This window comes from Streptomyces sp. NPDC053474 (assembly GCF_044544845.1).
Lineage (GTDB): Bacteria > Actinomycetota > Actinomycetes > Streptomycetales > Streptomycetaceae > Streptomyces.
Map to the genome: position 1 here is coordinate 1 of NZ_JBITXV010000034.1, position 17,965 is coordinate 17,965.

At 72.4% G+C, this 17,965-nt stretch carries 11 protein-coding genes and 1 pseudogene; 6 read left to right on the top strand and 6 right to left on the bottom strand.

The window, feature by feature from the left end; translation table 11 throughout:
* From ACIG3E_RS40525 to ACIG3E_RS40535, 3 genes and pseudogenes are all read left to right on the top strand, one after another.
* Positions 1-129: pseudogene (locus ACIG3E_RS40525) on the top strand (ABC transporter ATP-binding protein); the annotation flags it as partial.
* 174 nt (positions 130-303) lie between these two features.
* Positions 304-2,520 (top strand): CDP-glycerol glycerophosphotransferase family protein, encoded by a 2,217-nt coding sequence (locus ACIG3E_RS40530; RefSeq protein ID WP_399626167.1) that lies wholly within the window; start codon positions 304-306, stop codon positions 2,518-2,520.
* Positions 2,517-4,184 (top strand): glycosyltransferase family 2 protein, encoded by a 1,668-nt coding sequence (locus tag ACIG3E_RS40535; protein WP_399626169.1) that lies wholly within the window; start codon positions 2,517-2,519, stop codon positions 4,182-4,184. The genes ACIG3E_RS40530 and ACIG3E_RS40535 overlap by 4 nt, the downstream gene beginning before the upstream one ends.
* Here the strand turns inward: ACIG3E_RS40535 and ACIG3E_RS40540 are convergent.
* From ACIG3E_RS40540 to ACIG3E_RS40550, 3 genes are all read right to left on the bottom strand, one after another.
* Positions 4,123-4,641, bottom strand: coding sequence for a GtrA family protein (locus ACIG3E_RS40540; RefSeq protein ID WP_399626171.1), 519 nt, complete (start codon positions 4,639-4,641; stop codon positions 4,123-4,125). The genes ACIG3E_RS40535 and ACIG3E_RS40540 overlap by 62 nt on opposite strands.
* Entirely contained in the window at positions 4,638-5,423 is a 786-nt protein-coding gene (locus ACIG3E_RS40545) for a polyprenol monophosphomannose synthase (RefSeq protein ID WP_399626204.1), read from the bottom strand. The genes ACIG3E_RS40540 and ACIG3E_RS40545 overlap by 4 nt, the downstream gene beginning before the upstream one ends.
* Positions 5,424-5,683: 260 nt before the next feature.
* Positions 5,684-10,657: an NAD-glutamate dehydrogenase gene (locus ACIG3E_RS40550; RefSeq protein WP_399626175.1), complete on the bottom strand. Its 4,974-nt coding sequence runs from the start codon at positions 10,655-10,657 to the stop codon at positions 5,684-5,686.
* Between the two features lie 520 nt (positions 10,658-11,177).
* On the opposite strand from ACIG3E_RS40550, the gene ACIG3E_RS40555 reads away from it, so the two are divergent.
* Complete coding sequence (locus tag ACIG3E_RS40555) at positions 11,178-11,744, top strand: DJ-1/PfpI family protein (RefSeq protein WP_242718763.1); 567 nt, start codon at positions 11,178-11,180, stop codon at positions 11,742-11,744.
* Positions 11,745-11,929: 185 nt separating this feature from the next.
* On the opposite strand, the gene ACIG3E_RS40560 is transcribed toward ACIG3E_RS40555, so the two are convergent.
* Both ACIG3E_RS40560 and ACIG3E_RS40565 read right to left on the bottom strand, forming a co-directional pair.
* The gene (locus tag ACIG3E_RS40560; RefSeq protein ID WP_399626178.1) at positions 11,930-12,598 is read right to left on the bottom strand and encodes an HAD family hydrolase; all 669 of its coding nucleotides are present in this window, start codon (positions 12,596-12,598) and stop codon (positions 11,930-11,932) included.
* Between the two features lie 71 nt (positions 12,599-12,669).
* Positions 12,670-13,185, bottom strand: coding sequence for a DUF6912 family protein (locus ACIG3E_RS40565; RefSeq protein WP_399626180.1), 516 nt, complete (start codon positions 13,183-13,185; stop codon positions 12,670-12,672).
* Positions 13,186-13,710: 525 nt separating this feature from the next.
* Between ACIG3E_RS40565 and ACIG3E_RS40570 the strand changes: the two genes are divergently transcribed.
* Complete coding sequence (locus ACIG3E_RS40570; protein WP_242718769.1) at positions 13,711-14,061, top strand: Rv3235 family protein; 351 nt, start codon at positions 13,711-13,713, stop codon at positions 14,059-14,061.
* Positions 14,062-14,151: 90 nt separating this feature from the next.
* Here the strand turns inward: ACIG3E_RS40570 and secA are convergent, their stop codons facing one another.
* Entirely contained in the window at positions 14,152-17,007 is a 2,856-nt protein-coding gene (gene secA / locus ACIG3E_RS40575; protein ID WP_399626183.1) for a preprotein translocase subunit SecA, read from the bottom strand.
* A gap of 301 nt (positions 17,008-17,308) precedes the next feature.
* On the opposite strand from secA, the gene ACIG3E_RS40580 reads away from it, so the two are divergent.
* Positions 17,309-17,881: a GNAT family N-acetyltransferase gene (locus ACIG3E_RS40580; RefSeq protein ID WP_399626185.1), complete on the top strand. Its 573-nt coding sequence runs from the start codon at positions 17,309-17,311 to the stop codon at positions 17,879-17,881.
* The last annotated feature ends 84 nt before the right edge of the window (positions 17,882-17,965 follow it).

Here is a 17,965-nt window from a genome sequence, read left to right on the forward strand (position 1 = left end):
GTCAGCCACAACAACAAGTCGATCCGTGACACCTGCGACCGGGTCCTGTGGCTGGAGCGCGGCGAGCTGCGCATGGACGGGCCCACCGACGAGGTTATCAAGGAGTACGAGAAGTTCACCGGCAAGTAGCCGGACGGCCGCCCCTCGCGCGCGGAGCCACGCGGAGCCGCACAGAGCCACGCAGAGCCACGCGGCGCCCAGCCGGAGCCGCCGAACCCCCTTTGTGCCGCTAATGTCCGGATCATTACACTATGGGAGCGTTGAGCGGCAGCCGGAGCCCGGAGGGACCCGAAGGAGCAGGGCATGAGCGAGGACCAGCCGCACCTGAGCGTCGTCGTCCACGGGCGCAACGTCCAGGGCCACTTGGGCGAGAGCCTCGAATCCCTCGCCCGCCAGGCGGGCCCCGGCGTGCAGGTCGTCGTCGCCGCCGTCGGCGCCTCCGCGCGGGCGGCGGCCGCCCGCCACCCCGGCCTCACCCTCGTCGCCCTGCCCGACGGCACCCCGGACGGCGCGGCCCGCGCGACGGGCGCCGCCCGGGCCAAGGGCCGCTGGCTGCACTTCGTGCGCAGCAAGGACAGCGTGCCCACCGGCGCCGTGCGCGCCGTCGCCGAGCGCGTGGCCGCGCTGCCGGACACCGTGGACGTCCTGCTCACCGACCACACCCGGTCGACCTGGCGCCACACCCGCCTGCCGAGCCCCGACGGCCGGTTCCTGGCGAAGCCGGGCCGCCGCGACGTGCGCCTCACGGACTGCCCCGACCTGCTGAAGGTCACCCCGCTCCTGGGCACCCGCGTGCTGCGCCGGGACTTCTGGCGGGCCCGGCAGGACCAACTGGACACGGACGACGAGCTGTTCACGGCGTACGCCGCGCTCCTGACCGCCGACCGGATCGCGGCGTTCGACCACGTCGCCCTGGAGGACCGGCAGCCGCGGCCCGAGAGCCTGCCGCCGCCCACGGCCGCCGACCGCTTCGCCCTCCTGGAGACGTACGAGCGGCTGCTGCGCCTGGCCGGGGAGCGCGCGGCGGGCGCGGGGCCGCTCGGCATCCTGTACGCGGCGATGGTCACCGCCAGTCTGCGGACGATCGCCCGCGCGGACCTTCCGGAACCGGACGCCCGCGCGTTCTTCCACCGCGCGGCCCGGGCCGCGGTCACCCACCGGCCGCCCGGACACCGGCGCCCCGGCGGCCTGGAGGGCGTGCGCCGCCGCCTGCTCGAAGAGGACGCGTACCCGAAGTACCGCGCCCTCCAGGCCGCCGACCAGCGGCGCCGCCAGCTGCGATCAGCCGTGGCGGGCGGCAGGCGGAAGGCGGCGAGGACCGTCCGCGCCCTCCAGTACCACCAGGACCTGCGGCGCCCCCTCGATCCCCGGCTCGCGGTGTTCTCGGCGTACTGGAACCGGGGCGTGGCCTGCAACCCGGCCGCGATCGCGGCGAAGCTCGCCGAGCTCGCGCCCCACATCCACCCGGTGTGGGTGGTCTCGCGGGCGAACGAGCCGCTGCTCCCCCCGGGCACCGACCACGTCGTCCCCGGCAGCCGCCGCTACTGGCGCGTCATGGCGACGGCGACATACCTGGTGAACAACGCCAACTTCCCCGACGCGATCGTCAAGCGGCCGGGCTCCGTCCACCTCCAGACCCACCACGGCACCCCCCTGAAGCGCATGGGCCTCGACCAGCTCGACCACCCGGCCGCCGCGCAGGGCCTCGACTTCCACGCCCTGCTCGCCCGCGTCGACCGCTGGGACTACAGCGTCAGCTCCAACACCCACTCGACGGAGACGTGGCAGCGCGCCTACCAGTCCCGCTACGTCGAACTCGACCACGGCTACCCGCGCAACGACGTCTACTACACCGCGACCGCCCCCGACGTCCGGGCCGTCCGCGACCGCCTCGGCATCGCCCCCGGCACCCGCGCCCTGCTCTACGCGCCCACCCACCGCGACTACGAGGCGGCCTGGACCCCGCGCCTGGACCTGGCCGCCCTGGCGGACCGCCTGGGCGAGGACACCGTCCTCCTGGTCCGCGGCCACTACTTCTACGGCGGCGGCGCGGTCCCGTCCCTCGCCGCCCTGCGCCGCACCGGCCGGGTCCTCGACGTGTCCGCGTACGACCCGGTGGAGGACCTCGCCCTGGCGGCGGACGCCCTGATCACGGACTACTCGTCCCTCATGTTCGACTACGCCAACCTGGACCGGCCGATCGTCGTCTACGCCGACGACTGGGAGACGTACGCGACGACGCGCGGGGTCTACTTCGACCTGCTCGCCGAGCCCCCGGGCGCGGTGGCGCGCACCCAGGAGGAGCTGACGGAGGTGCTCACCACCGACGCCTGGCGGGACGCGGCGGCGGGGCGGGCGCGGGCGGCCTTCCGGCGCCGCTTCTGCGAGTTCGACGACGGGCGCGCGGCGGAGCGGGTGGTGCGCCGCGTGTTCCTCGGCGAACCGGAGTCGGCGCTGCCGCCCGTCGTGCCGCTCGAGAGGCGCACCCCCGCCCCGACGCCCGAGGAGGCGGCCCGGTGACCCCCGACGTGACGATCACGGTCATCGTCTTCAACGACGCGGCCCGCCTCCCGCGCGCGGTCCGCTCCGCGCTCCGGCAGACCCACGGCAACATCGAGGTGATCATCAGCGACGACCACTCGACGGACGACACGCCCCGCGTGGCCCGCGCGCTCGCCGCCCGGGACCCGCGCGTCCGCTATCTCCGGCTGGAGGAGAACAGCGGCGGGTGCAGCGCGCCCCGCAACCGCGCGATCGACCTCGCCCGCGCCCCGTACCTGATGTTCCTCGACAGCGACGACGAACTCCCCGAGCGCGCCGTGGAGTTCCTGCTCGCCGCGCACGCCGAGCGGGAGGCCGACTTCGTGATGGGCGCCGTCGAGCGCGTCCGCGTCGACACCGGCCGCACCTCCACGTGGATGCCCCACCTGGTCGCACAGCGCCGCACGGTCGAGGGCATCGAGACCGAACCCGGCCTGCTCTTCGAGCACCTGTCGACGAGCAAGATGTACCGCAAGTCCTTCCTCGACCACAGCGGCCTGCGCTTCCCCGAGGGCATCCACTACGAGGACCAGCTCTTCACGGCCCAGGCCTACTGCCTGGCCAAGGCCTTCACCGTCATCCCCGAGACCGTCTACCGCTGGTACATACAGCCCTACGGCGCGGCCTCCACGGCCTCCATCTCCAACCAGCGGCACAAGCTGGCCAACGTGCGCGACCGCGTGCACGTCCAGGGCCTCATCGACGACTTCCTGCGCGCCAGCGGCCACGCGAACCTGCGCGAGGCCAAGGACTACAAGTTCCTCAAGCACGACTTCCGCATGTACGCGGGCGACCTGCCGTATCGCGACGACGCCTGGCTGCGCGGCTTCGCGGACCTCGTGAACCCGTATCTGGCGGGCCTGTCCCCCACGGCGTACGAGCGCCTTCCGCGCGCCGAGCGCGTGGTCCTGCGCCTGGTGCGGGACGGCCGCCTCGCCGAGGCCCGGGTGGCCGCCCGCGGCCTCGGCCACCCCGTCGCCCCGCGCGCGGCCGTGGCGGACCCCGGCGGCCGCCTCTACTGGGGCGCGCGGCTCCCGGAGACCCCCGAGGCCCGGCGCGAGCTGGACCTCACCGACCTGGGCCTGGACACCCGGCCGTTCCCCGGCGCCCTGTTCCGCCACGAGCTCACCCGCGTCGAGCCGGGCCCCGGCGCGACCCTGCGCCTGAGCGTGCGCACCTACGACCCGGGGCTGCGGCTCCCGGTGGGGCCGCAGGTGGCGGCCCTGGTCGTCGCCCCGGCCGGGCGGCGCCTGAGGGTCCGCTTCCGCCTCGACCCCGTGCGCCCCGGCGTCTTCGCGGGCGAGACCGTGCTCGACCTGGCCCGGGCCGCGCTGCCGCCCCAGGGCTTCGAGGGCGTCCGCCACCCCGTGGTCCAGCTCACCGAGGGCCGACTGCGCAACAGCGGCCTGCTGCTCGCTCCCCTGGGCTTCCCCGCGGTCACGGCCCGCGTCGGCTACCGGCACGGCACCGCGCCGCACCGGGTCACGGCGGAGCCGGAGGGCCGGGGCGCGGGCCGCCTCCAGCTGCGCTGGACGCCCGTGGGCGTGACGGCGCGCCTGGTGCGGCCGCTGGCGCTGCGGCTCACGCGCTCCGCGTCTGGGCGCGGTGCTGGAACACCCAGGTCCGGTACACCAGGAACCTGAAGGCCGACGCCAGGACGATGGACTGGGCCTTGGCGACGTTGGCACCGAGGGGGCCGTTCATCCCCGCCCCGTGGTAGGCCGCGTAGAACAGCAGGGTCTCCATCGCCACGCCGATGCCGCTGAAGGCGAAGAACAGCACGATCTGGCGCCGGGTGCGGCGGGCCCGGTCCCGGTAGGCGAAGAAGCGGAAGCCCAGGTAGTTGGTGCCCATGGCGACGACGCTGGCGAGGACCGTCGCGGCCATCGGGGCCGAACCCAGGCCGTGCAGCAGCAGGTTGAAGACGAGGAAGTTGACCGCGACGCCGCTGCCGCCGACCACGCCGAACTTGGCGAGCTCCACGCAGAGTCGGCGAAGGCGCGGCGGGACCCGCCGCGGCCGTGCCACGCGCCGCCCCGGCGCCGCGGCCTCGTGCGGCGCGCCCGGGAGCCGGGCCGCCTCGGGGAGGGTGCTCGTCATTCCAGCGGCCCCCGCACGCCCCGCGCCGCCCGCGCCGCGCGGGCCACGAGGGTGTCGCGCGCCCCGCGGCGGGTGTCGCGCAGGCGCAGCTTCCAGGGCATGGCGACCGACTCCAGCTGCACCATCAGATTCATCTTGGACTCGCCGACGGTGCGGTCCTCGAAGTGGATGGGCACCTCCACGAGGCCGAAGCCGTGCCGCAGCGCGCGGTACTTCATCTCGACCTGGAAGCTGTAGCCCGCGCTGTCGACCGTCGCCAGGTCCACGGCGCGCACGGCGTCGGCGCGCCACAGGTTGAAGCCGCCGGTGATGTCCCTGACCCGGGTGCCGAGGATCGTGCCCGCGTACGCGTTGGCCCAGCGGGACAGCAGCTTGCGGTGGGCGCCCCAGGCGTCGGAGAGGGTGCCGCCCTGGACGTAGCGGCTGCCGACGACGACTCCGGCGTCGGTGGCGAGGGCCACGCCGAGCAGCTCGGCGACCTTGTCGGCGGGGTGGCTGCCGTCGGCGTCCATCTGGAGCACGTAGTGCGCGCCGTCGGCGACGGCCCGCGCCATGCCCGCCGCGTAGGCCCGGCCGAGGCCGTCCTTCTCGGTGCGGTGCAGGACGCTCATGCGGCGCGTCCCGTACGTCTCCTCGACGCGCCGGGCGTGCTCCTCGGCGAGGGCCCCGGTGCCGTCGGGGCTGGAGTCGTCGACGACGAGCAGGCGCAGGCCGGGCAGCGGCAGCGCCATGAGGGCCCTGGCCATGCCGGGCAGGTTGCCCGCTTCGTTGTAGGTCGGCATCACGACGGTGAGCGGGGTGGCGCCCCACTCCTCGGGCAGCTGCGGCGCCCCGAAGGCACGGACCGCGCTTTCCGCGGCGTCCAGCGGACTTGCTTCTGTCATCGGCTTACCCTGTGACCTTCCCGAAATAATCTCATTCACCGTACCCCAAATGCCCGATTTGCCAGCGCAGGCACGTACGGCGCGTATGGCGCGTACGGACGCGAAAACGCCGGGGCGCCCCGCACCGAACGGTGCGGGGCGCCCCGGCGACGCAAGGCCTACGAATGCGTGCGCAGCAGCGTGCGCATGGTCCGCATGGCCACCGACAGGTTCGCCAGGTCGAAGGCGTCCGAGCCCTGGATCTCCTCCAGGGTGGACCGGGCCCGGCCGAGGATCGCGGCGTTCTTCTCCTCCCACGCCTTGAAGCGCTGCTCGGGCGTCGAGGAGCCGTTGCCCACGGCCAGGACGTCGGCCGTCAGCGCGGCGTGCGCCGCGTACAGGTCCTCGCGGATGGAGGCCCGCGCCATGGACTGCCAGCGGTCGTTGCGCGGCAGCTCGATGATGCGGTCCATCAGCTGCGTGATCCGCAGCCGGTCGGCGAGGTCGTAGTACACCTCGGCGACGTCCAGCGGGTCCCGGCCCATGCGGTCGGCGACGGCGACGATGTCGAGCGCCGGGAAGGCCGAGGAGAACCCGGCCACGCGCTGCGCCAGCTCGTCCGGCACCCCGGCGCCGGTCAGCTCCTCGCGGATGTTCTCGTACCACTCCAGGTCCGAGCCGCGCACCAGCTTGGGCAGCGACGCCCACACCTGCGTGACGCCCTCGCTGAAGAAGCTGACCGTCTCGGCGAGCTGGAGCGGCTGCGGCCGGTTGTTGAGCAGCCAGCGCGTGCCGCGCTCGACGAGGCGGCGGCAGTGCAGGCGGACCCGCGTCTGCACGTCGGCGGCCACCACGTTGTCCAGCGCCTCGACGGCGTCCCAGACCTCGCCGAGCCCGAAGATCTCCCGGGCGGCGAGCTGCGCCCGCACGATCTCCTCCAGGGACGCGCCGGTCTCCTCGCGCAGGCGGTGCAGGAAGGTCGAGCCGCCCGAGTTCACGGTGTCGTTGACCAGGACCGTGGTGATGATCTCCCGGCGCAGCGCGTGCCCGTCGACCTGCTCGGGGAACTTCTCCCGCAGGGCCTTCGGGAAGTACGCGTGCAGCAGCCGCTGGAGGTAGGCGTCGTCCGGCAGCGAGGTCTGGATCAGCGCGTCCGCCGCCACGATCTTCGTGTACGCGAGCAGGACGGCCAGCTCCGGCTGCGACAGGCCGCGCCCGGAGCCGAGCAGCTCCCGGATCTGCCGATCGGCGGGCAGGAACTCCAGGGAGCGGTCCAGATGGCCCTCGCGGCCCATGCGCCGCATGAAGCGCTGGTGCGCGTGCAGCAGCGAGGGGGCCTCGAAGACGGAGTTGGCGAGCGCTGTGTTCTGCGCGTAGTTGTTGCGCAGGACGAGCTGGCCGACCTCGTCGGTCATCTGGGCGAGCAGCTTGTTGCGCTGCTTGACGGTCAGGTCCCCGGCCTGCACCACGGCGTTCAGCAGGATCTTGATGTTCACCTCGTGGTCGGAGGTGTCCACGCCCGCGCTGTTGTCGATGGCGTCGGTGTTGATGCGGCCGCCGGAGCGGGCGAACTCGATCCGGCCGAGCTGGGTGAGCCCCAGGTTGCCGCCCTCGCCGACGACCTTCACGCGCAGGTCGGCGCCGTTGACGCGGATGGCGTCGTTGGCCTTGTCGCCGACGTCCGCGTGCGACTCGGTGGACGCCTTCACGTACGTGCCGATGCCGCCGTTCCACAGCAGGTCGACCGGCGACTTCAGGATGGCCTGCATCAGCTCGGCGGGCGTCATCTTCGCGCCGCCGGTCTGGATGCCGAGGGCCTCGCGGATGTGCGCGTTGAGCTGGATCGCCTTGGCCGAGCGCGGGAAGATCCCGCCGCCCGGGGAGAGCAGGTCCTTGTCGTAGTCGGCCCAGCTGGAGCGGGGCAGCTCGAACAGGCGGCGGCGCTCGGCGTACGAGGTGGCCGCGTCCGGGTTCGGGTCGATGAAGATGTGCCGGTGGTCGAAGGCGGCCACCAGGCGGATGTGCTCGGACAGGAGCATGCCGTTGCCGAACACGTCACCGGACATGTCGCCGACGCCGACGACGGTGAAGTCCTCGGTCTGCGTGTTCACGCCCAGCTCGCGGAAGTGCCGCTTCACGGACTCCCAGGCGCCGCGCGCGGTGATGCCCATGCCCTTGTGGTCGTAGCCCGCGCTGCCGCCGGAGGCGAAGGCGTCGCCGAGCCAGAAGTTGTAGCTCTCGGCCACCTCGTTGGCGATGTCCGAGAACGTCGCCGTGCCCTTGTCGGCCGCGACCACCAGATAGGTGTCGTCCTCGTCGTGGCGCACCACGTCGGCCGGGGGCACGACCTCGCCCGCGACCAGGTTGTCCGTGATGTCGAGCAGCGCCGAGATGAAGATCTTGTAGCAGGCGACGCCCTCGGCGAGCCACGCGTCCCGGTCCACCGACGGGTCGGGCAGCTGCTTGGCGACGAAGCCGCCCTTCGCGCCGACCGGCACGATCACGGTGTTCTTCACCATCTGCGCCTTGACCAGGCCGAGGATCTCCGTACGGAAGTCCTCACGCCGGTCCGACCAGCGCAGGCCGCCGCGCGCGACCTTGCCGAAGCGCAGGTGCACGCCCTCCACGCGCGGCGAGTACACCCAGATCTCGTACGCCGGACGCGGCGCGGGAAGGTCCGGGATGGCCTGCGGGTCGAACTTCATGGAGACGTACGAGTGCGGCCTGCCGCCCGCCGCCTCCTGGAAGAAGTTCGTGCGCAGCGTCGCCTTGATGACGGTGAGGAAGGAGCGCAGGATGCGGTCCTCGTCGAGCGACGCCACCTGGTCGAGGGCGCCGTCGAGCTCTTCGAGGAGGCCGTCGGTCAGCTCGGTGCCCGCGCGCTGGCGCTCCGGCGACATCCGGGCCTCGAAGAGGGAGACGAGCAGCCGCGTGGTGTGGACGTTGTTGCGGAGGGTGTCCTCCATGTAGTCCTGGCTGAAGGTGGAGCCCGCCTGGCGCAGGTACTTGGCGTACGCGCGCAGGACCATCGCCTGGCGCCAGTTCAGTCCGGCGCGCAGCACGAGCGAATTGAAGCCGTCGACCTCGGCCTCGCCGGTCCAGGCGGCGGCGAAGGCCTCCTGGAAGCGCTCGCGGCCGTCGTCGCCCAGGTAGTCGCCGCTGCCGTTGCCCAGCTTGGGCATGCGCAGGCCGAAGTCGTAGATCCACGCGTTCGTACGGTCCGCGCAGCGCAGCTCGTACGGGCGCTCGTCGGTGACCTCCACGCCCAGGCGCTGCAGGACGGGCAGGACGGCGGAGAGCGAGACCTGGCCGCCGGAGCGGTAGATCTTGAAGCGGCGCTCGTCGGGGGCGGCGCCCACCGGCTCGTACAGGCTGAGCGCGAAGTCCTTGTGGCCCTGCTGGAGGTGCTCCAGGTGGACCAGGTCGGCGACGGCGGCGCGCGGCGTGTGGTCGGCCTTGTAGCCCTCGGGGAACGCGCCCTGGTAGCGGCGGAGCAGCTCGGCGGCGCGCTCCTCGCCGCACTCGGCGGTCAGCGCCTCCGCGAAGCCGTCGGCCCAGGAGCGGGCGGCCTCCACCAGGCGGGACTCGATGCGCTCGACGTCGGTGTCGGAGAGCGCGGGGACCTCGCCGCCCTTGGGCACGCGGACCACGAAGTGGATGCGGGACAGGATCGACTCGGTGTTCCAGGCCGTGAAGTCGACGCTGGCGCCGTTCAGCTCTTCCTTGAGGATGTCGATGATCCGCAGCCGGACGCCGGTGGTGTAGCGGTCGCGCGGCAGGTAGACCAGGGCCGAGTAGTAGCGCCCGTACACGTCCTTGCGGAGGTAGAGCCGCAGGCGGCGGCGCTCCTGGAGGTACAGGACGCTGGTGACGATCGACCGCAGCTCGTCGGGGGGCGTCTGGAACAGCTCGTCGCGCGGGTACGTCTCCAGGATCTGGAGCAGGTCGCGGCCGTCGTGGCTGTTGGGCGAGAAGCCCGCGCCCTTGAGGACCTCGGCGACCTTGCGCCGGATGACGGGCACGCGGCGCACCGACTCGGTGTACGCGGCGCTGGAGAAGAGGCCGAGGAAGCGGCGCTCGCCCACCACGTTGCCGTCGGCGTCGAACTTCTTCACGCCCACGTAGTCGAGGTAGGACGGCCGGTGGACGGTCGCGCGGCTGTTGGCCTTCGTCAGGACGAGGAGCTTGTGCTCGCGGGCCTTGGCGCGGGCGTCGGCGGGCAGCCGGTTGAAGGACGGGCCGCCCGGGTGGTGGTCGTCGCCGCTGTGCTTGGGGTCGGAGCGCAGGATGCCGAGGCCGGTGCCGGGCACGGCGGCGAGGGAGTCGTCGTCCGTGAGGTCGTACTCGCGGTAGCCGAGGAACGTGAAGTGGTCCGCGGCCAGCCAGCGCAGCAGCTCGCGGGCCTCCTCGACCTCCCCCTCCTGGACGTCGGAGGCGGTCGGCTCGGTGGGCAGCTCGTCGGCGATGCGCAGCGCGGAGTCGCGCATCTTCTCCCAGTCCTCGACGGTCTCGCGGACGTCGGAGAGGATGCGCAGCAGGTCGGTGGTGATCTGCTTCAGGTCGGAGCGGTCGGTCTCGCGGTCGATCTCGACGTGGATCCACGACTCGGTGAGCGTGTCGTGCGGCTTGTCCGCGCCCGCCGCCTGCGCGGGCAGCACCTCAAGGAGCTTGCCGGTCAGGTCGCGGCGCACGACGACCTGCGGGTGGATGACGACGTGGATGCCGCGGTTCTGCCGCGACAGCTCGTTCGTCACGGAGTCCACGAGGAACGGCATGTCGTCGGTGACGACCTCGACGACGGAGTGGCTGCACGTCCAGCCGTTCTCCTCGACCGTCGGCGTGTGCACGCGGACGTTCGCGGTGCCCTGCGGGCGGTTCTCGGCCAGGCGGTAGTGCGAGAAGGCGGCGCCGAAGACGTCGACCGGGTCGCGGTCGCTGAGGTCCTCTGGGGCGGTGTGCAGGTAGTAGCGCTGGAGGAACGCGAGCACCTTGTCCTGGTCGGCCTGGGCGGCCGGGTCCGAGCCGGACCCGCCACCGCCCTTCGACCCGGTCGGTGCTCCCGTTGGCAGGCGCCCCCCGACCGGGCTGTTCTCAGCTACCCGGGCGGCCCGCGCGAGCAGCTCGGCCTTGGCTTCGTCCAGCTTGGTCTGCATTGTCCTCTGACTCCTGTCGCGCGCCGTTGCGTGACGTAGAAGGAAGTGATGTGACGTAACGCCGCGACGCGGGGTCTCCGGTCGGTGTCGACGTTATGCCGCGATGAGCGATGAGCGGGCGGGATTCCGCCATTTCCGGGGTGATCGTTGACCGGTCCTGAGGGACGCGCTGACCGCGCTGTCCGCACCGTGGGAAAACGTCGGCGCGGCGCCCGGCACGGATGTCCTCCGTGCATAGCGGGCGCAAGGCGGAGGCGACCGTGCCTCCGCGGGATATCGCGCTGATCACGGGACAAGGCTATCGCCCCCCACCGGGAACTCGTCATGAGCCGTATGTGTACAAAACCTGGGCCCGAACTTTGACAGTCTGCACAGTCCCGCCCGCGCGGCCCCCGTGCGGCCCGGGAGGCCCTCTTGGCAAACGTCCCCGCCGGATGCACGTTGACCTGGACGGGCACCACGAGGCGCCCGGCAGGCGCACGGCGCGCGGCGTACGACGCGGCGAGGGGAGCGAACAGCGATGGCAGCCAAGATCCTGATAGTCACCGGTGACGCGGCGGAGTCACTGGAGGTCCTCTACCCGTACCAGCGACTGCGTGAGGAGGGGTACGACGTCCATATCGCCGCCCCGTCCCGCAAGAAGCTCCAGTTCGTCGTGCACGACTTCGAGCCGGGCTTCGACACCTACACGGAGAAGCCCGGCTACACCTGGCCCGCCGACCTGGCCTTCGCGGAGGTCGACCCCGGGCAGTACGTCGCCCTCGTCGTCCCCGGCGGGCGGGCGCCCGAGTACCTGCGCGGCGACCCCGAGCTCCGCAAGATCCTCAAGGCCTTCTTCGACGCGGACAAGCCGGTGGCGCAGATCTGCCACGGCCCCCTGCTCACCGCGGCGGTCGGGGGCCTCGCGGGCCGCCGCGTCACGGCCTATCCGGCCCTGGAGATCGACATGCAGACCGCCGGGGCCACCTTCCAGGACGCGGAGGCGGTCGTCGACGGCACGCTGGTCTCGGCCCGCGCGTGGCCGGACCACTCGGGCTGGATGCGCGAGTTCCTCACGGTCCTGAGGGCGAAGGCCCCGGTGACGTAGCGGCCGTTCCTCCAGCTGTGGGCAGCTGGTCCGCCCAGGGGCGGAACGGGTGGGCACAGCGCCCAGGTGCCGCCCAGCCGTCGCGCCGGGCCTCCGCCCGGGGCGCCCCAGGCTTGGGCCGGGGCTGAGGTCCGGGGCCGGGGGGCCGGGGCCGGGGGCCGGGGCCCAGGGCTGGGGCCCGGGGGCTACGCCACCAGGCCCTCCGCCAGGTCCACGGCCTCGCCGAGGGAGTCCACGACGGGAACCCCGGCGGCCTCAAGGCTGCCCCGGCTGTGCGACCCCCCGGTGTACAGCACGGCCCGCGCCCCCACGTGCGCCGCGGCCACCGCGTCATCCACCGCGTCCCCGATCACGACGACCCGCGCCGCGTCGACCCCGTCGAGCGCCGCGAGGTGCCGCACCATCCGCTCGGCCTTCCCCGTGTGCGACGCGTCCGTACGCCCGTCGATCCGCACGAACCGCTCCGCGATCCCGTGCCGCCGCACCAAGGGCACCAGCTGCTCGTGCGGAGCGAGCGAGAGCAGCGACTGCGTACGCCCCACCGCCTGCCGCGAGGCGAGCAGCTCCGCCGCCCCCTCGGCGAGGGCGCACGCGTCCACCCGCGCCCCGTAGTGCTTGTGGAAGACGGCGTCCATCATCAGCCACTCGGCCTCGGTGGGCAGCCGACCCATCAGCCGCTCGTAGAACCGCGGCACCGGCACGCAGTACAGCTCGCGATACCGCTCAAGGGTGATCGGCTCCAGGCCTATCTCGACGAACGACGCGTTCGTCGCGTCGATCACGGCGTGGATGTCGTGCAGGAGTGTCCCGTTCCAGTCCCAGACGATGTGCGCCCCGCGCTGCAGCTTCCCCATGCACAAGACCGTACCCGGCCCCACTGACAGCACCGCTCCCACGGCCCTCGGGGGCGGGGCGGGGCCCGGGCTCAGGCGCCGGGCCCGACCAGGTTCGGGATCTCCTGCGTCGCGTACCAGAGCAGCTCGTGGTCCTCCGCGCCGTCCACGACGAACTGGGCGTCGTCGTCGCCCTGGTCCGCCGCCCCCAGCATGTCCGCCGCCGCCGTGACGTCCGGCTCCGCGTCGTCCGCGTCCACGTGCACGGCCGCCGCCTTGGCCAGCGGCAGCGCGCCCGCGATCCGCACCTCGCCGAGCGCCCCCGCGTCCAGGCCCCGGTCAGGGTCGGCCACGGCGGCGCCGTCCGGCACGTCCGCCGCGAGGACGACCCGGCGCCGCGGGGTGCCGGGCTCGCCCGCGAGCAGCCGCAGCGAGGCGAGCGCGGCCCGGTTGAGGGCCGCGTACTCCAGCTCCTCGATGTCGTCGGACACGTACCACTCGCGCAGCGCGGGCGTCACGGCGTACGCGGTCAGCGGCCCGGGACCCACCTCGCCCGCCTCGTGCGCCTGCGCGAGACGGGGCAGGGTCAGGGGTACGTAGACGCGCATGGCTTGGCCGCTTTCGTAGTAGCGAAGGCTCTCGGCAGGGGCTACAGGATACGTGCGCGCGTCCCCCTTCGAGGTGCTGCCCGAGCCGCTCGCCGCGTCCACTCCCGTCCCGCCCGTCACCCGCACCGGCCCCGTGGCCAGGGGGTCGCGGCCCCCTCCGCTCACCCTGATGAGCGAATCGGCGCGGCGGGCCCGGCGGGGCCTCGGGAGCGTTGCCACGGCCGCCCTCGCCGCCGTACAAGATCCCAGTGAAGTTACCCCTCGGTATCCCGATGCGGATCCCGAACCCCGAGGGCCGCGCCCACCCGCTCTCGCCGTTACGGAGGCCCAGCCGTGCCCCAGTCCCCCACACCGCCGCCCGTGGCCGTCACACCCGCTGGGCCTGCCGGGCCTGCCGGGCCTGCCGGGCCGAAGGTCATGACCCGGCCCCGACGCCCGGCGACCCGTCCGGCCGCGTCCCGCCCACCGGCGGGCCGTCCCCCGGGGCGCCCCGATCCGCGCCGCCCCGGCTCCCGGTCGCACCGGGTGCCCGCGCAGCCTCCCCCGCACCCGGCGGAGCTCTTCACGGAGCTGCTGTTACTGGTGCTCAGCGGCCAGCGCCCGGTCCACGCGGTGGCCCGCCACGTCGCCCACACCGCCTATGACGACCTGGTCCGGCTCGCCGAGCTGCTTCCGCTGCGCTCCGTGGGCGGCCACCGGCCCGCGGTGCGGCGCGTCGGCCACTACGAGGTGCGGCCCGGCGTCTACGAGGTCTTCGCCCGCGTCGGCGCGGGCCCCGCGCTGCGCGCCCTGGCGTTCCGGCTGCACCGGGGCGACGACGAGCGCTGGCGCTGCACCGCCGTGGAGGTCGACAGCGGCGTACGGCAGCACGCGTGAGCCCCACGCGTGCGCCCCGGGGAACGCCGAAGGGCCGGGCGCCCCTCGGCACCCGGCCCCACTCGGTCAGCGCCCGGAAGCGCTCCGCGGCTACTTCTTGCGGCGTCGGCCGCCCTTCTGGGCCTTGCGGCGCTCCGCGCGCGTCATGCCGTCGCCACCGGCCGCGGGCGCGCTGCCCGCGGGCTCGCCGGAGGTCGTGAAGTCGCCCTCGTCGACACCGCCCTCGGCGTTCGGCGCCTGGAAGTGCAGGCGGTCCGGGCGCTGCGGGGCGTCCAGGCCCTTGGCCCGGATCTCCGGGCGGGCGGCACCGGCCGGAACGGCGTCCTGCACGCCGTCCTTCGTCAGGGACGGCGCGGCGTCCGCCACCGGGACCTCCTCGACCTGCTGCTCGACCTGGACCTCCAGGTTGAACAGATAGCCGACGGATTCCTCCTTGATGCCGTCCATCATGGCGTTGAACATGTCGAAGCCCTCGCGCTGGTACTCGACCAGCGGGTCCTTCTGCGCCATGGCACGGAGGCCGATGCCCTCCTGGAGGTAGTCCATCTCGTAGAGGTGCTCGCGCCACTTGCGGTCGAGGACCGACAGGACCACGCGGCGCTCCAGCTCACGCATGATCTCGGAGCCGAGCTGCGCCTCACGGGCCTCGTACTGCTGGTGGATGTCCTCCTTGATGGCCTCGGAGATGAACTCGGCCGTCAGGCCCGCGCGGTCGCCGACCTCGTCCTCCAGCTCCTCGATGGTGACCTTCACCGGGTAGAGCTGCTTGAAGGCGCTCCAGAGGCGGTCGAGGTCCCACTCCTCGGCGAAGCCCTCGGCGCTCTCCGCCGCGACGTACGCGTCGATGGTGTCGTCCATGAAGTGCTGGACCTGCTCGTGCAGGTCCTCGCCCTCCAGGACGCGGCGGCGCTCGCCGTAGATGACCTCGCGCTGGCGGTTGAGGACCTCGTCGTACTTGAGGACGTTCTTGCGGGTCTCGAAGTTCTGCTGCTCGACCTGCGACTGGGCGGAGGCGATGGCGCGCGTGACCATCTTGTTCTCGATCGGGACGTCGTCCGGCACGTTCGCCATGGACATCACGCGCTCGACCATCTGGGCCTTGAACAGGCGCATGAGGTCGTCGCCGAGCGAGAGGTAGAAGCGCGACTCGCCCGGGTCGCCCTGGCGGCCGGAGCGGCCGCGCAGCTGGTTGTCGATGCGGCGCGACTCGTGCCGCTCGGTGCCGAGGACGTAGAGCCCGCCGAGCGCCTTGACCTCTTCGAACTCGGCCTTGACCGCCTGCTCGGCGCGCTCCAGGGCGGCGGGCAGGGCCTGCGCCCACTCCTCGATGTGCTCCTCGGGGTCGAGGCCCTGCTGGCGCAGCTCTGCCTCGGCGAGGTCCTCGGGGTTGCCGCCGAGCTTGATGTCCGTGCCACGACCGGCCATGTTCGTCGCGACGGTCACGGCGCCCTTGCGGCCCGCCTGGGCGACGATCGTCGCCTCCCGGTCGTGCTGCTTGGCGTTGAGCACCTCGTGCTGGACGCCGCGCTTGGACAGCTGCTGCGAGAGGTACTCGGACTTCTCGACCGAGGTGGTGCCGACGAGGATCGGCTGGCCCTTCTCGTGCTTCTCCGCGATGTCGTCGACGACCGCGGCGAACTTGGCGACCTCGGTGCGGTAGATCAGGTCCGACTGGTCCTTGCGGACCATCGGCCGGTTCGTCGGGATCGGGACGACGCCGAGCTTGTAGATCTGGTGGAACTCGGCGGCCTCGGTCATGGCCGTACCGGTCATGCCGGAGAGGCCGGGGACTTCCTTGCCCTGGTGGTCCTGGCGCTTGTAGAGGCGGAAGAAGTTCTGGAGGGTGATCGTGGCGAGCGTCTGGTTCTCGTCCTTGATGTCCACCCCTTCCTTCGCCTCGATCGCCTGGTGCATGCCCTCGTTGTAGCGGCGACCGGCGAGGATGCGGCCGGTGTGCTCGTCGACGATCATGACTTCGCCGTCGATGACGACGTAGTCCTTGTCCTTCTTGAACAGTTCCTTGGCCTTGATGGCGTTGTTCAAGTAGCCGACGAGCGGGGTGTTCACCGACTCGTAGAGGTTGTCGATGCCGAGCCAGTCCTCGACCTTGGCGACGCCGGACTCGTGGATGCCGACGGTGCGCTTCTTCTCGTCGACCTCGTAGTCCCCGGTCTCCTCGATGCCCTTGAGGGGCTCGCCGGGCTTGCCCTTGGTGAGGCGGGTGACCAGCTTGGCGAAGTCGCCGTACCACTTGGTGGCCTGGTCGGCGGGGCCGGAGATGATCAGCGGCGTACGCGCCTCGTCGACGAGGATGGAGTCCACCTCGTCGACGATCGCGAAGTTGTGGCCGCGCTGGACGAGCTCGTCCTGCGACCACGCCATGTTGTCGCGGAGGTAGTCGAAGCCGAACTCGTTGTTCGTGCCGTAGGTGATGTCGCAGTTGTACATCTCGCGGCGCTGCGCGGGCGGCATGTTCGCCAGGATGCAGCCGACGCTCAGGCCGAGGAACTTGTGGACCCGGCCCATCATTTCGGAGTCGCGCTCGGCCAGGTAGTCGTTGACCGTGATGAGGTGCACGCCCTTGCCCGAGAGCGCGTTCAGATACGCGGGGAGAGTGCCGACCAGGGTCTTGCCCTCACCGGTCTTCATCTCCGCGACATAACCCATGTGCAGGGCCGCGCCGCCCATGATCTGCACGTCGTAGTGGCGCTGGCCGAGGACGCGCTTGGCGGCCTCGCGCACGGTGGCGAACGCCTCCGGCATCAGGTCGTCGAGCGTTTCGCCGTCGGCGTAACGCTCCTTGTACTCCGCAGTCAGCGCGCGCAGCTCGGCGTCGGAGAGGACCGTGAAGTCCTCCTCGATGGAGTTGACCTGGTCCGCGATGCGGTGCAGCTTGCGCAGGATCTTGCCTTCGCCTGCACGCATGATCTTCGAGAGGACGGACACGGGGGTTGGTCTCCTTGCCGGTCGGGCCTGGCACGGTCGGTTGTACTCGTCGGGCAACGGCCATCGTATGCGAGGACCCCGCCACGCCGGGAGGTCTGCCAGTACGTCAACGCTCGGGCGCCCTGGAAGGTGCCGCATACCGGGCCATCCGACCGTGGATCCGCCTGCCGCCGCACCGCCCCCGCGACGCCTTCGGCCCCCATCGGCGCCGTACCGAGGCACCCTTCCGTCGACGCCCCGGACCGAGGGCGAGGCCCCAAACCGCTGGCGCCGCTCGGGGCGCCCCGCGCAGAATCGGCCGATGGAGCCCGTCACCCTCACCACCGAACGCCTGCTGCTGCGCACCTTCACGTCCGCCGACACGGACGAGGTCTACGCGGCGTGCCAGGACCCCGACATCCAGCGCTGGACGACCATCCCGTCGCCCTACGCGCGCGTGGACGCCGAGGGCTTCACCGGCCGCATGGTCCCCGACGGCTGGCGCCACGACGTCGAGTACACCTTCTCCGTGCGCCCCCGCGCGGGCGGTCCCCTCCTGGCCGCGACGAGCCTGCACCATCCGCGCGCGGGCAGCTGGGAGATCGGCTTCTGGACCGCCAAGGAGCACCGGGGCCAGGGCTACATGACGGAGACCGTCCGGGCGATGGCCCACTGGGCGTTCACCCGCCTCGGCTGCACGCGCCTGGAGTGGCGCGCCGAAGTGGGCAACAACGGCTCCCGCGCGGTGGCCGAGAAGTCGGGCTTCACCATCGAGGGCACCCTCCGCGCGGCCCTGCCCAACAAGAACACCCTCCGCGACTGCTGGATCGGCGCCCTCCTACCCACGGACATCGGCTTGCCGTCGCAGCAGCAGTATCTTCCGACGGCGAACTGAGCGACGAGCGCGCAGCGGACCTCCAAGCCCGTCCGGCGTTTGAGGACGAAGCGCGGAGCGCCGAAAAGGGCGGGGGCCCGGGGG

Bases quoted from the DNA above. Each gene is read 5' to 3' on its own strand.
- ACIG3E_RS40580 (WP_399626185.1), top strand. From the start codon at position 17,309: ATGGAGCCCGTCACCCTCACCACCGAACGCCTGCTGCTGCGCACCTTC.
- ACIG3E_RS40540 (WP_399626171.1), bottom strand. From the start codon at position 4,641: ATGACGAGCACCCTCCCCGAGGCGGCCCGGCTCCCGGGCGCGCCGCAC.
- ACIG3E_RS40545 (WP_399626204.1), bottom strand. From the start codon at position 5,423: ATGCCGACCTACAACGAAGCGGGCAACCTGCCCGGCATGGCCAGGGCC.
- ACIG3E_RS40530 (WP_399626167.1), top strand. From the start codon at position 304: ATGAGCGAGGACCAGCCGCACCTGAGCGTCGTCGTCCACGGGCGCAAC.
- ACIG3E_RS40560 (WP_399626178.1), bottom strand. From the start codon at position 12,598: ATGGGGAAGCTGCAGCGCGGGGCGCACATCGTCTGGGACTGGAACGGG.
- ACIG3E_RS40565 (WP_399626180.1), bottom strand. From the start codon at position 13,185: ATGCGCGTCTACGTACCCCTGACCCTGCCCCGTCTCGCGCAGGCGCAC.
- ACIG3E_RS40550 (WP_399626175.1), bottom strand. From the start codon at position 10,657: ATGCAGACCAAGCTGGACGAAGCCAAGGCCGAGCTGCTCGCGCGGGCC.
- ACIG3E_RS40555 (WP_242718763.1), top strand. From the start codon at position 11,178: ATGGCAGCCAAGATCCTGATAGTCACCGGTGACGCGGCGGAGTCACTG.